The 14,359-nt window shown below is 34.6% G+C and carries 15 protein-coding genes and 1 other annotated feature; of the genes, 14 read left to right on the top strand and 1 reads right to left on the bottom strand.

All coding sequences use genetic code 11. The annotated features are described in order from the left end of the window. Positions 1-176 precede the first annotated feature (176 nt). From NYE52_RS15245 to pheA, 8 genes are all read left to right on the top strand, one after another. Positions 177-1,610, top strand: a complete 1,434-nt coding sequence (locus NYE52_RS15245) for an Rne/Rng family ribonuclease (protein WP_341193857.1) — start codon at positions 177-179, stop codon at positions 1,608-1,610. A gap of 78 nt (positions 1,611-1,688) precedes the next feature. Beyond that, positions 1,689-1,770: a sequence feature (ribosomal protein L21 leader region), on the top strand. A gap of 15 nt (positions 1,771-1,785) precedes the next feature. Next, positions 1,786-2,094: a 50S ribosomal protein L21 gene (gene rplU, locus NYE52_RS15240; RefSeq protein ID WP_016201698.1), complete on the top strand. Its 309-nt coding sequence runs from the start codon at positions 1,786-1,788 to the stop codon at positions 2,092-2,094. 12 nt (positions 2,095-2,106) lie between these two features. Beyond that, positions 2,107-2,439, top strand: coding sequence for a ribosomal-processing cysteine protease Prp (locus NYE52_RS15235; protein ID WP_341193856.1), 333 nt, complete (start codon positions 2,107-2,109; stop codon positions 2,437-2,439). Positions 2,440-2,456: 17 nt separating this feature from the next. After that, positions 2,457-2,747: a 50S ribosomal protein L27 gene (rpmA, locus tag NYE52_RS15230; RefSeq protein ID WP_016201696.1), complete on the top strand. Its 291-nt coding sequence runs from the start codon at positions 2,457-2,459 to the stop codon at positions 2,745-2,747. 529 nt (positions 2,748-3,276) lie between these two features. Then, positions 3,277-3,828 (top strand): Spo0B C-terminal domain-containing protein, encoded by a 552-nt coding sequence (locus NYE52_RS15225; RefSeq protein ID WP_341193855.1) that lies wholly within the window; start codon positions 3,277-3,279, stop codon positions 3,826-3,828. 209 nt (positions 3,829-4,037) lie between these two features. Beyond that, entirely contained in the window at positions 4,038-5,327 is a 1,290-nt protein-coding gene (gene obgE / locus NYE52_RS15220) for a GTPase ObgE (protein ID WP_341193854.1), read from the top strand. A gap of 197 nt (positions 5,328-5,524) precedes the next feature. After that, positions 5,525-5,980 (top strand): ACT domain-containing protein, encoded by a 456-nt coding sequence (locus NYE52_RS15215; protein ID WP_341193853.1) that lies wholly within the window; start codon positions 5,525-5,527, stop codon positions 5,978-5,980. Positions 5,981-6,098: 118 nt separating this feature from the next. Then, the gene (pheA, locus tag NYE52_RS15210; protein ID WP_341193852.1) at positions 6,099-6,953 is read left to right on the top strand and encodes a prephenate dehydratase; all 855 of its coding nucleotides are present in this window, start codon (positions 6,099-6,101) and stop codon (positions 6,951-6,953) included. 97 nt (positions 6,954-7,050) lie between these two features. Here pheA and NYE52_RS15205 read toward each other — a convergent pair whose 3' ends face one another. Further along, a complete protein-coding gene (locus tag NYE52_RS15205; RefSeq protein WP_341193851.1) occupies positions 7,051-7,593 on the bottom strand; it encodes a transcription repressor NadR in 543 nt (180 codons plus the stop codon). Positions 7,594-7,983: 390 nt separating this feature from the next. Between NYE52_RS15205 and safA the strand changes: the two genes are divergently transcribed. From safA to ruvA, 6 genes are all read left to right on the top strand, one after another. Beyond that, positions 7,984-9,741, top strand: a complete 1,758-nt coding sequence (gene safA, locus NYE52_RS15200) for a SafA/ExsA family spore coat assembly protein (protein ID WP_341193850.1) — start codon at positions 7,984-7,986, stop codon at positions 9,739-9,741. Then, the gene (locus NYE52_RS15195) at positions 9,731-10,711 is read left to right on the top strand and encodes a phosphotransferase (protein ID WP_341193849.1); all 981 of its coding nucleotides are present in this window, start codon (positions 9,731-9,733) and stop codon (positions 10,709-10,711) included. Before safA ends, NYE52_RS15195 begins: the two co-directional genes overlap by 11 nt. Positions 10,712-10,854: 143 nt before the next feature. After that, positions 10,855-11,502 (top strand): YhcN/YlaJ family sporulation lipoprotein, encoded by a 648-nt coding sequence (locus NYE52_RS15190; RefSeq protein WP_341193848.1) that lies wholly within the window; start codon positions 10,855-10,857, stop codon positions 11,500-11,502. Between the two features lie 302 nt (positions 11,503-11,804). Continuing rightward, positions 11,805-12,728 carry an NAD-dependent epimerase/dehydratase family protein gene (locus tag NYE52_RS15185; protein ID WP_341193847.1) on the top strand — a complete coding sequence of 308 codons (924 nt, stop codon included), beginning with the start codon at positions 11,805-11,807 and terminating at the stop codon, positions 12,726-12,728. A gap of 147 nt (positions 12,729-12,875) precedes the next feature. Beyond that, a complete protein-coding gene (locus tag NYE52_RS15180; RefSeq protein ID WP_341193846.1) occupies positions 12,876-13,406 on the top strand; it encodes a BofC C-terminal domain-containing protein in 531 nt (176 codons plus the stop codon). 247 nt (positions 13,407-13,653) lie between these two features. Next, entirely contained in the window at positions 13,654-14,265 is a 612-nt protein-coding gene (gene ruvA / locus NYE52_RS15175; protein WP_341193845.1) for a Holliday junction branch migration protein RuvA, read from the top strand. Positions 14,266-14,359 lie beyond the last annotated feature (94 nt).

Below are 14,359 nucleotides of genomic sequence, written 5' to 3'. Positions count from 1 at the left end.
ATACATATAGATTGTTTACGTTTATCTGCTATGTGTATTAACTTATTTTGTTAATACTAGATTAGGGTTTTAATATCCACTATTTGAAGTTAGCTTTAATAAATATATCCTTAAGTTTACTAATACATTTCATCTAAGCTAAAATAATAAGATAAAGATAAAAAGGATGTATGATTTTGAATCAAGTAATTGTGAACATGAAAACAAGAGAAAATAGATTTGTTTATCTAATAGATGGAAAGGTAGAAAAAATCTATGTCCAACAGCCACAATATAAAACGACTGTTGGGAATGTTTATTTAGGACAAGTGACAAAAGTTATTCCAGGGATGAATGCTGCCTTTGTGGATATCGGTGAAGGGAAGGGCGCGTATTTACCTAGAGAAAAAATGATTTCCTTTGTTCGGGACGAGGGGGCGTTAGAAGAGAAAAAAAAGAAAAGTGTATCCTCGTACATAAACCAAGGAGAACGGGTACTTGTTCAAGTTATAAAAGATGCAGCCGGACCAAAAGGTGCAAAAATATCAGGCATTATCGAGATGTCAGGGGAACATTTGGTATATATGCCTTATGGCAGATATGTAGCAGTATCAAAAAAAATTCAATCTAATACTGCTCAAAAAAGCTTAAGAAGCTTTGGGGAGCGTATAAAGTCAGAGATGGAAGGTTTGATTTTTCGTACTTCAGCTGCAAATGCTTCTGAAGCAGATTTACTAGAGGAGCTAGAAACATTACGTCAGCAATACAAAGAGTTGGAAAAGAAGGCAATGCAAAAGAAAGTTATGCTTGTACAGGAGAATAATGAGTTTAACAAACAGTTATTTTATCTTTTTAAACAAATGAAAGAGGGAGAAGTAATTGTTGATAGGTTAGAGGAGCAGAAGCACTGGCAAGCGCTGTTCCCGCATTTAACGGTTTCTTTTCATCAAGGAAATGAAAACCTTTTTTCTCAATATCATTTAGAAACAGAAATAGAAAAAGTATTAAAAAGAATTGTTTGGCTAAATAACGGTGCTTATTTGATTATTGATCAAGCGGAAGCGGCGACAATTATTGACGTAAATACAGGCAAATATGAAGGGAAGCATCAGCTCGAGCAAACAGTCTTTCAGACAAATATTCTTGCAGCAAAAGAAGCTGCAAGACAAATTAAGCTAAGAGATCTTTCTGGGATTATATTAATTGATTTTATTGATATGAAAGAAGCCGAAGAGAAGCAAGTGATGGATGTTATCGCTAAGGAACTTAAGTCAGATAATAGACAAACTAAAGTAGTTGGGTTTACATCGTTAGGTATATTGCAATTAACTCGAAAAAAAACGATGAAATCTTTATCTGAAACGATTCATAGTAAGTGCTTGATTTGTGAAGGTACAGGGGTTGTAAAGAGTGCGGAGAGTATCGCCTTTCAATTAGAAAGGGAGCTCTGGGAATATAGAAATAGGGATATTATTCTTGTGGAGATACAAGCAACGGAAGAGGTTAATAAGCTATTTATTGGCGAAGGAAATATTCATAAAAAACGTTTAGAAGAAGTATTAGGCTTTGCCATTAAGATAGAAGTAGCTGAATTTCCAAAGCCAGACTACTTTATACGCAAGATTAAATGATTACGCATTACGTATATAGAGAATTTGATTGACAGTATCTTTTAAACATGTTAGTATTTTAATGTTGTTTGTAGCACCCGTGCTCTACAACCGCACATAACAGGTAATTAAGCTTTTGCTTCTAGTAAAACGCCTGTCATTGGCGAGTCTTAGTCTATTAAGGAGGTGCAGTTTAATGTACGCAATTATTGAAACAGGCGGAAAACAAATCAAAGTTGAAGAAGGTCAAGCTATCTACATCGAGAAATTAAACGGTGAAGCTGGTGACACTGTTACTTTTGATAAAGTTCTTTTCGTTGGCGGAGAAAATGTAAAAGTAGGAAGCCCAGTTGTTGAAGGAGCTACTGTTACAGCTAAAGTTGAAAAACAAGGCCGTCAAAAGAAAATCATCGTTTTCAAATACAAAGCGAAGAAAAATTATCATAAAAAGCAAGGTCATCGTCAACCTTACACTAAAGTTGTTATCGAAAAAATCAACGCTTAAGGTTGGATTTGTATGATCGAAGTAACGATTGACAAAACAAGCAATGGTCTCATTCATTCGTTTACAATAAGTGGTCATGCCCTATTTGCCAATAGTGGGAATGATATAGTATGTGCTGGAGTATCGGCTGTTTCATTTGGAAGCATTAATGCCGTTATTTCCCTTACTGGCATTACTCCTATTATTAAGCAAGGAAAAGATGGAGGATTTATTTCTTGTACTATTCCAGATAATATTCCGGAAGAAACAAGTGAGAAAATTCAACTTCTTTTAAAAGGAATGATTGTTTCTTTAGAAACAATTGAAAGAGATTATGGAAAATACGTAACTATCACTTATAATTAAATAGGAGGTGGAACGAAATGTTAAGATTAGATCTTCAGTTTTTTGCATCGAAAAAAGGGGTAGGTTCTACTAAAAACGGACGTGACTCCATTTCAAAACGTTTAGGTGCTAAACGTGCAGATGGTCAATTAGTAACTGGTGGAAGCATTCTTTACCGTCAACGCGGTACAAAAATCTATCCAGGAGTAAACGTTGGTCGTGGTGGTGATGATACACTATTCGCAAAAGTTGACGGAATCGTTAAATTTGAGCGTCTTGGTCGTGATCGCAAACAAGTTAGCGTATACCCAGTAGCACAAGAAGCATAAGTTAATGATTAGATAGGCTGGCTCGTTTAGGGTCAGCCTATCTGTTTGTTAAGGGGTAGAATTCTTAATGAAGAGTAGATGTTGATTAAGATATGTTGTGGATGGTTTCAACACTTAGACAAAAAGCATGAAGGGCTTTTTGTATGTTAGAAAGTACCTTGTCTATAATCACTATTTGCTTTTTCTGCTTTTGGTCTAAGTGTTGAAAAATAGCGTAATCAATTGCTTTTTCGTATGCTATCAAAGTATAGTTTGTTATTACCGCAGCCTTTAATACACTTCGTTTTCGACATTTCTTTATAAAACCAATCCCCAAAAATAAGTAAACTGCATAATAATTATTTGGAGATTTAGTATATCCGGTATGATGTTTACTTCTTCTTATTCCAATGGATTAGAAGTCTTGGTAGTAAGTTTAATGATGGTTAAAGCGATGGAGTTATCGTTTTTGTTCATAGATGATTCATTTTTTGTTATACTTACTTAAAGCAGTCTTCTAAGACTTAATAACCTTTTTAGGAGTACAAGAATGAATAAGGATTGGAATACGATAGAGTTTTTAAGACATGTTCGCCATGATTGGCTAAATAAAATTCAATTAATTAAAGGGAATTTGGATTTAAATAAACCGGATCGAGTGAAAGAAATAATCAATGAAATTATTACAGAGACAAAACAAGAAGCTAAGCTATCTAATTTAGATATTCCTCAATTTGCTACAAAATTATTAGTTGCTAACTGGGAGAATTATTATTTTCGGTTGGAATACGAAGTACTGGCAGAAGAAAAATGTCAAATAACCGAAGATGAAACACTTACTGATTGGATAACCTTGTTTTTTGAGACGTTAAATCAACATATTAAGCCTTTTGCAGACAATCACTTATTCATTTCCATTCATTCCATGGTGGACGGACTTCGATTGTATGTTGATTTTAATGGAATACTAATAAATGCAGAATCAATGTCTCCTTTTCTTCAACAACCATGTTCTAAACAATTGATGTTGGAAAATATTGAAATTAATAATAAAGAACTGGTATTTGAAGTCTGGATGAATAGAGAGAAAACAGGAAAATAATAAGAAGGACTTGTTGGCTAATAATCAATTGGGTTCTGTCATAATAGCACGAAAGAAAATTGTGATTTATAGAAAAATACTACTGTAAATGTCTGTAGGTTTGAAATAAGGATATCTTTTAATGGAAATAACTATTTTTTAAAGAGGTTCTTTGGATCAGCACAATAGATAAGGCGCTTAGGTTTTTCTTAATAGGAGGAAATGAATTTATGTTTGTGGATCAGGTTAAGATTTATGTGAAGGGCGGAGACGGCGGTAATGGTATGGTGGCCTTTCGCCGAGAGAAATTTGTACCAATGGGTGGCCCAGCAGGTGGAGATGGTGGTAAAGGAGCAAATGTGATATTTGAAGTCGAAGAAGGTTTACGGACTTTAATGGATTTCCGTTATCAACGTCATTTTAAGGCACCACGTGGTGAGCATGGAATGTCTAAAAACCAGCATGGTCGTAATGCAAAAGATATGATTGTAAAGGTTCCCCCTGGTACGATAGTATCAGATGCAAACACGAAAGAAGTAATTGCGGATTTAACCGAACACGGTCAACAAGCAGTTGTTGCTAGGGGTGGTCGTGGAGGTAGAGGGAATTCTCGTTTTGCAAGCCCATCGAACCCAGCTCCTGAATTATCAGAAAATGGTGAGCCAGGACAGGAAAGAGATATTATACTTGAGTTAAAAGTATTAGCTGATGTTGGTTTAGTTGGTTTTCCAAGTGTAGGTAAATCAACATTGCTTTCCGTTGTATCTGCAGCTAAACCAAAAATTGCAGACTATCATTTTACGACGATTGCACCTAACTTAGGTATGGTCGAAACGGAAGATAATAGAAGCTTTGTAATGGCAGATTTGCCAGGATTAATTGAAGGAGCTCATTCTGGAGTAGGATTAGGGCATCAATTTCTTCGCCACATTGAACGTACAAGAGTTATTGTCCATGTGATTGATATGGCTGCTACAGAGGGCAGAGATCCTTATGAGGACTATGTTACAATCAATAATGAGCTGCAAGAATATAATATGCGTTTATTAGAAAGACCGCAAATTATTGTGGCGAATAAAATGGACATGCCAGATGCTGCAGATAACCTAACAACGTTTAAAGAGAAATTGCAAGAAGACTATCCGATTTTCCCTATATCTGCTATAACGAGATCAGGGTTACGTGAACTGCTTTTTGCTATTGCAGATAAATTAGAAAATACATCTGAGTTCCCATTAGAAGAAGTCGAAGAAGAAGCAGGGATTCACCGCGTAGTATATAAGCATGAAGTGGATGAGCGACAATTCTATATTACAAGAGATCCAGATGGTAGCTTTGTTCTGTCTGGTGAAGGAATTGAAAAGCTCTTCAAAATGACAGATTTCTCTCGTGATGAGTCTGTCCGTAGATTCTCTCGCCAAATGCGTGGTATGGGGATTGACGAAGCATTGCGCCAACGTGGAGCTAAAGACGGCGATACAGTTAAATTAATGGATTATGAATTTGAATTTATCGATTAAATAAGTAAAATAATCCTAAGTAAAATAGTAAAAGTAGATAATGGGAAATCTTCCCTTTCGTTGAATAAAGACGGAAGGGGAGTTTTTCATACTATACAGACAAAATGAATGTAACTGTCTGTGTTGTGATTTATTGTAAAAATTGAAATTTATAAAATACATAATGAAGTTTCCGTTATGCCTTAAGGGGTGAGCAGATGAAACAAAATAAACTGGATCAGAAATTTTTTTTAGTAAGAGAAGATGTACTTTCCGAAGCTATGCGAAAAACCTTAGATGCAAAAGAACTTTTGGAAAGAGGAAAAGCGGAATCTGTAAATGAGGCAGTAAAACAAGTTGATTTAAGCCGGAGTGCATTTTATAAATATCGAGATACAATCTTTCCATTCCACACGATAGTGAAGGAAAAGTTAATTACATTATTCTTTTACATTGAAGATAGGTCGGGCACATTATCCAAACTATTAAGTGTCGTTGCTTCTGGAGGATGTAATGTACTAACGATTCATCAAACGATTCCCCTCCAAGGAAGAGCAAATGTCACGCTATCTCTTAATACAGCAGAAATGGAGATTTCCATTGATATGTTATTAGAACGTTTACGTATGCTTGAATTTGTGGAGAAAGTGGATGTATTAAGCTCTGGGGGATAAAAACTCTTTGACTTGATAGAATATCTCATCATTCTTTTAGGAAGAAGGCTTATATAAGTCATTCTTCTTTTATCTGTTATAAATTCAGAATAAATAATTATCTTTGGAGGAGAAATAGGTGAAAGTAGGCTACTTAGGTCCAAAAGCAACATTTACAAATATGGCGGTAAATCAACAGTTTCCTGGAGTGGAATCAATCCCTTTCCTAACGATACCTAATTGTTTTGATGCTGTTATGGAAAATAAGGTAGATGTTGCATTAGTACCAGTTGAGAATACATTAGAAGGTTCAGTTAATATCACATTAGATTATTTAATACATGAAGTATCTTTACCAATTCGTGGAGAAATAACGGTACCGATTAAACAACATTTAATGGTTCATCCACTCCGTAAAGATAAATGGAGAGAAGTTGAAGTTATCTATAGTCATTCCCATGCAATCGCTCAATGTCATAAATTTTTACATACTGAATTTAATGGAATTACTTGTGAGTATATGACTTCCACAGCAGCTGCAGCACAGTTTATTAAGGAAAATCCGAATGTAAATGGTGCAGCGATTGGCAATTCGCTAACTGCTGCAGAATATGGTCTTGATATTGTGAGACATCATATTCATGATTCCAATAATAATCATACAAGATTTTTGATTTTATCAAAGAATTCGGTGAATTATACAGGAATAACAAGTGGGTTGGCTGGTCACAAAACAAGTCTAATGGTCACTTTACCTTCTGACCGTTCTGGTGCTTTACATCAAGTGTTATCTGCTTTTGCTTGGAGAAAATTAAACTTGGTGAAAATTGAATCGAGACCAACAAAAACAGGATTAGGAAATTACTTCTTTCTTATAGATTTAGATAGAAAAATGGATGATGTATTAATACCAGGAGCAATTGCAGAACTAGAAGCAATCGGCTGTGAAGTAAAGGTTCTCGGGAGTTATCCTTATTACGTCATGGAGAAGTAATAATGGTTTATAGAGTAATATAATAAATTTGAATAAGTTTTCGAAGCAAAAAATCACTAAGATAGGATAAAAATCTCTTAGTGATTTTTTGCTAATTTTAAGCTTCTTCTTCAATTAAAAAATGTGCCTTTCGTAAAGCTTCCTCTGCCTCCATTAATGTATTAAGTGATGGTGCTGTAATGGTATGTAAATGGATACCAGAAGTTAATTCCGATAAATAAGCTGCATTGGTATGCTTAATTTTCTTCATGAATTGCTTTACTTCTTTTCGATTAGAAACAAGGATAGAGGCAGTTAAATCTCCATAAACCGGATGTTCAATTTTAACATCTTTCACAGTTACTCCATTATCAACAAGGATATTTAACTCTTCTTCTGTTTTTTCTGGTGGATGATTGCATGCGATAATTCTTTCATAAAGCATTGGTTTTGATTCTTGTAAATATAGATATCCCTGACTAGTTGCTAATATCGGTTCGTTTTTCGCTTTTAGAAGGGTGATGTCTCCAACAATGATTTGTCGGCTAACATTCGTCAATTTTGAAAGCTCACTACCAGTATATGGGCGATTCTTTTCTTTTAATAAGGAAAGAATATAGGCTCTTCTTTCTTCTCCAAGCATTTTCTTTGATTCTGTCATATAATTACTCCTTTTATTACTATTACTCCGATTTGGAAGTTGAAATTTCCCAATTTGCTAAAATTAATGAAACCCAAATTATTAACTAAAGGAATCAATCCTTTTCTACATAGGTGGGAACTAAATTTTTATTGGTTACTCCATTCTATTTTACCAAAAGTATACCTTTAAGATATCCCAAATGCATATATAAATGAATAAATCAAAATTTGTTTTTTTGATGAGGAAGATTAGTTATAACAAATGGAAAAGAAGGACAAAGGATCAGCTATCTTTGTGTACCAAGAATACATAAATTGAAAAAAACAGCATAGATTTTTGAATAGAATGATAACCATTTTGCATTGTGAACATAGACTATATGGACATATGCATAGGAGGGAATCTATAGTGAAGATCCATATTGTTCAGAAAGGGGATACTCTTTGGAAAATCGCAAAAAAATATGGGGTGAATTTCGAAGAGTTAAAAGCATTAAATTCCCAATTGAGTAATACAGATATGATTATGCCTGGCATGAAAATTAAAGTTCCAACTTCAGGAGGAAGTATAAAGAAAGAAGCTCCTATTATGGGAACGAAAAAAGAAATGCCGATAGCGATGGAGCCAATTGTGAAAGAAGCACCGAAAAAAGAAATGCCAATTAAAGAATTGCCGAAAAAAGAAGTACCGAAGGAAAAACCATACACGCCAAAAATGCCTACACCAATCATTCCAGAAATTGATGTTAATAATTATTATTCCATGAATATGACAAATGTTGACGTAGATGTTGATGTGGACATGGTAGAAAAAAAAGTTTTACCACAAAAGCCAGTAAAACCAGTAAAGCCAGTCTTGCCTAAACAAGAGACTGCTGTTCAACCAGAGGCGTGTCCGCCAATCGTTCCTTATCAACCATATTGTTATGATGTTTCACCGATGATGCCAGGAAACGGTTTTCCCCCAGGAGTATGCCCTCCAGCCGGAGTGCCGGTTGAACAAGTAGCTCCTCAAGCCTATACACCACTTCCTGGAGTAGAGTATACAGAAAAGCATAAGTGGGAAGAGTCGTCATCCTCCTTTTCTGCTTATAGCCATGGGCAAGTTCCTAGTAATTTTGTACCACAAGAATATTATCAACAGCCGTTAGTGCAGTATGGTCAAATGCCAGTAGAACATCAACAGCATAAAAAAGAAGAATCTTCTTCACATGTTGCTGGATTAGGATATCAACCTTATGCACCAACTCAAACAGCCCCTGTCCTACCATCCCATGGGCTACCATATAAAGAAGATTGTGGATGTGGTGCACCATCATTCCCACAACAACCAGCTTATCCAATAGACAATAGTTTCCAATTGGAGGGAATGGGGCAAGGATATAATCCAGGAATGGGAATGGCATCAATGCCACAAGGATTTGGACCGGAAATGGGGCCAATGACAGGAGGATTTAACCCAGGAATGGGAATGACACCAATGCCACAAGGATTTGGACCAGAAATGGGACCGATGGCAGGAGGATTTAACCCAGGAATGGGAATGGCACCAATGCCACAAGGCTTTGGACCAGAAATGGGGCCGATGGCAGGAGGATTTAACCCAGGAATGGGAATGGCACCAATGCCACAAGGATTCGGACCAGAAATGGGACCGATGGCAGGAGGATACAACCCAGGAATGGGAATGGCACCAATGCCACAAGGATTTGGACCAGAAATGGGACCGATGGCAGGAGGATTTAACCCAGGAATGGAAATGTCGCCAATGCCACAAGGATTTGGACCAGAAATGGGACCGATGGCAGGAGGATACAACCCAGGAATGGGAATGGCACCAATGCCACAAGGCTTTGGACCAGAAATGGGAGGTTACCAAATGGCACCAACTCATTCAGCGATGATGCAATCTCCTTACCCTCAAGGAGTTGGTGGTAATACACCGATGTCCAATCAAGAAGCACCATCTTATGAAGCGAGTATAGGGCAGCCAGTTGCACCAGAGATGACGCCGCCAGTATATGGGCCAGGAGGGAACGCTCCAGTATTTACTCCTCCCTATAATCCTACTATGGGGCAACCGCCATTTATGAATCCTTATGGAGTTAATCAAGGTACTCCATTTGGGATGCCAAGATACCAAGAGGACGAAAGCAGTGATTTATGATTTTTATCATAGAGGGGACGATACTTTTTATTATCGTCTCCTTTCTTTATTAGAAAAAAAAATACCTGCAAAGATATTAGAATTAAGCAGAATTAGAAATGATGTATATTTAGTTAAAACAAGTCAGTATTGGATTATATTGAAGGGATATAATAGTTATCAAAAATTAAAAATACAAGAAGCCTATACTAGAGCACTAAAGCAGGAAGGTTTTATGAATACGTATCAATTTTATATGTTCGATGATGAACCAATCATCTTTGATAAGAAGGTGTATGGCGCGATTGAATATATTCCCCTTCATAATGATTCCTTTACATATAATAGTAAATGGAACAGAAGGGAAGCTCTTCAATTATTGGAACAATATTATTCTGTAACAGAACGACTTGTTGAAATATATAAGTATATTTTGCCTTCCTTCCATTTAATAAAAAAATTGGAGCAAAGGCTACAAGAATTTCGAAATAATAAGCAAATAATAGAGCGTTATATCAGTAAAGAAATGGTAGCAGAAATAATCGATTGGGCTGATTTCTCATTTGATTATTTAAATACACAAAAGGAATATCTTCATACAAAAGTAAATGTTATATTGCATGGAGATGTTGCACATCATAATTTTTTGCGTGACGTCAATAATAAATTATACTTAATTGATTTTGATTTAATTAGTATTGGTCCAAGAGAAGGGGATTATTTGCAATTTGCTAATCGAATTTTGCCAAATATCGGTTGGTCTATGTCGCAATTACAAAAAATGCGTGGATACTCACGTTTTCTGAAAGATGAATGGTTTTTAATGGCCTTAATGTATCCAACTGATATTCTTAGGGAATGGAATAGAATAATCAGGAATAATAATTTAAATAATGAATTTTTATTGGAGCAAGTATGTTTAATTACAACAGACCAATATCACAAACGAAAGAAGTTTTACCAAAAGTTAAAACAATTAGTAGGGATGTAATTCGATTCCATATAATGGCTAGACTTTACAGTATGATTCTCTCCTAAGAGTAGAAGATAAAAAGGAGCAATTTTTTTGCTCTAGATTTAAATGAAGGGGAGAATACTACTGTGCAAAAAAATAAATTAGTTGCTCCAGTTCTTTTGACGTTAACTATTGGATTAACTGGCTGTAGTGTAAATGAAGATCAAACTGCAGACCAAAATCGGCTTAATAATGCTAGGCCGATTGGATATTACTCAAATGAACAACATGAAGTAAACAATAATAACAGATTTACATCGGACAATGATGGACCAATTACAGAAATTATGGACCATACCTATGGGGATGAAGATAATAGAAATGGTATTGATGTTCAAAACGTAAACAACAGGGATGGAGTTAATGTTCGAAATGTCAATAATAGAGATGCTATTAGGGATAAAGCCGATAAAAATGATCGAGAAGATAGTGTATCGTATGACACAGATTTAGCAGAAAAAGTATCAAATGTTGCATCTAAAATTGATAATGTTAAAAATGCTCGATCTATTGTTTATGGAGAGAATGTTTTAGTTGCACTTGAAGTAGAAAATACGAAAAATATAGATCAGACAAAAACAAAGGTAAAAGACAAATTAGATGATTCTATAAATGGAAGAGATATTTCTGTAGTCACAGACAGAGGAATATTTACAAGCATTGAGGATATAAATCGTTCTATTAAAAATGGTCAACCGCAACAAACAATTACTAATAATATTGAAAAAATCTTTAATGATTTAAATCCGACAAGAGATAATAGATAAGAAAAAACTAACTTCAAAGTGGAATAAACCATTTTGAAGTTAGTTTTTTTCTTTTTTTTGTTCTTTATTAGAAACAAATGATATTAAGAAAATAAACAAAATCATAGATTTTTCCTGCGGTTTTAAAGGTGATTGTTTGTGGAAGGAAAAATGGAATTAGTAATTTTTAGAAAAAATGTTCTATATAATGAATTTATTTGTTGAAATTATGAATGAAAAAGGTTATGCTTTATAATGAAATAAATATTCGTTATAAAGAACTTTTTGTTTTTTTATAGAGAAAAGTGGCGGAGGGATTCATAGTGAGAGTGTTAATCACAGGTGGACAAGAGAGTGAATTTGGATATGCTCTAATGGAAGAACTTTCAAATAAACAAATATATTATATAGTAGCTGACCAACAACGTGAAAATAGTGCATTTCCAACTCTAGTACATGGTGATGTTCACACTTTCTTAAATGCTATTGAGTTAGCAGATTTATTGATGAAATATCAAATTGATTGTGTTATTCATTTATTTAATAAACCGATTACATCCAATAGTATGAAAGATTCCTTTGATCAGTCGGAAGAAAATATTGCTTACACGATCGAAGTACTCGAAGCATGCGTCCAAGCAAATGTACAGAAAATCATCTTTCCCTCCACGATTGCAGTTTATGGTGATATGGAAGGGATAATAACAGAAGAGATGATGTTACAACCTGTTCTTTTTGAAGGGCTTTCTAAGAAGATAGAGGAGAAATATATCCAAAATTATCAGACGCTTTATGGCCTTTCCTATACAATTTTGAGATTTCCTGTTATCTATGGATTATATTCCATACATAAACAAAAAGAGAGTATGATGGAATCAACGATTAATAAAGTATTAGAAAATCGTCCACCCATTGTTTATGATGATGGAGAACTGAAGAAGCATTTTCTTTATATTAGTGATGCAGTTCAGGCTGTTGTTTCAAGTTTAACGAAAGGAGATAATGAAGTATTTAATATTTGTCCTGAGGAAACCTACTCTATGAAAGACGTTGTTTCTATAATCCAATCTTCAATAATAGAGGACTCCTTTTATTCTGTGGAAGAAGGAGAAAAAAGCAGAATTTCAACAAAGAAAGCTCAAATCGAATTGGGGTGGAAGGCTGAAGTTCCATTTTCGAAAGGGATTCGATTAGAAATTGAAAATATAAAACAGAATGCTGGAAAGATAAATCGAACATTAAAATAAGATTACTATGAAGTAGGAATGAAATAATTATTTATGGTGAGAATAATAGAGAGTAAGGTTATTTTAAAAACCAGACTTTAGATTAACAGGAACCTATTTCCTTGGAAATAACGTTGCTGTAGTGAGTAATGTAAAGAGGTGGTTATAATGAAAACCAGATTCCTTTTATTTTCAACTGTTCTTCTTGTTAGTATAATAGCAGTTATTTCAGCAACTGGACAAGTTTATGGAAAGAGTGCAAGTGTACTTTCTTTGAATGAAAATCCAAAAAAATTGGAAGTTGTTTTAAAAAGGATTTACTTAGACGGAGAAGTGAGTGAAGAAACGGTAGAAGAAACAGTTTGGTCGATGGAAGATTTCTGGTCAAAGTACGATAATTGGCAGTTGGTAGATATGACTAGTAAGGAACTCGTATTTAGACAAGAAGTCGATGATATTTCTCCACTGTTAAAGGCGAATGGTTATTTTGGAATTAATGAAGAGGGGATATTAACCATTTACAATGGAAAACCCGCTGAAGAAAATATTATCCAGTCCTTTTTTCAAATTGATCTCAAAAAACTGGAATCGAAGCAACATGAAAATCTACAAAAAGGTATTCCAATAAAATCTAGAGATCGATATGTAAAAGTACTTGAAACCTTTAAAAACTTTACAACAATTGAAACGTCGAATTAGGAAATCACCTCAGTGAACAGAAGAAGCACCGTAAAAAGTGTCCATTCTGATCACTGTTTTTTATTTTTTGATAGAATATTACGAAAATCATCTATAATAGCAGTTCTATAAAATAGTATGATAAAATAGGCTTAGGATTTATCCCACGCTTACTGCCTGTTAAGGTCTAATAAGTGCAACTAACCATTAGCGTGGGAGGAAGAATCCCTCATGATGGATGTTTTATGTAAAAGGGAGAGAATTTAATTTGTACGAATATATAAAAGGAAATATCGAATTTGTTGGACCGGAATACATCGTAATCGAAAATAATGAAATTGGTTATCAGATTAAAACACCTAATCCATTTTCATTTTCAGCCTTTTCAGGTAGTAAGATTACTGTATACACCTATCATTATGTGAGAGAAGATAATATTAGTTTATATGGATTTCGTTCTCCGGATGAAAAAGCTTTGTTTACGAAGCTTCTTAATGTTTCTGGTATTGGCCCTAAAGGAGCATTGGCTATTTTGGCATCTGGTGAACCAAGCCAAGTAATATCTGCAATTGAAGCAGAAGATGAAGCATTTCTTGTTAAGTTCCCAGGAGTTGGGAAGAAAACAGCAAGGCAAATGATTTTGGATTTAAAAGGAAAGTTAGCAGACTTTATGCCGGATTTCTCTCCAGATTTATTTACTGTAGAAAAGCATGTAGCGAAAGCGGAAAGTGATTCAGCAATGGATGAAGCGATTCTTGCATTAACTGCACTTGGATATTCAGAAAAAGAGGTTAAGAAAATTACTCCTCATTTAAAAAAGGAACAGTTAACAACAGATGGATATATCAAGCTTGCTTTAAAGCTTTTGTTAAAAAGATAAGGCTGTTTTATAAAAGATTGTTGCTTTTTCACTTTTACAATAGGAATAAAATGAATTTTTAAAAAACGGAGCAATCTGAATACATATAGAACTA

It is taken from the genome of Niallia sp. FSL W8-0635 (genome assembly GCF_038007965.1).
In the GTDB taxonomy this organism is placed as follows: domain Bacteria; phylum Bacillota; class Bacilli; order Bacillales; family Cytobacillaceae; genus Niallia.
Note: the sequence above shows the minus strand (reverse complement) of the source record. Positions and strands in the feature narration are given on the sequence as shown.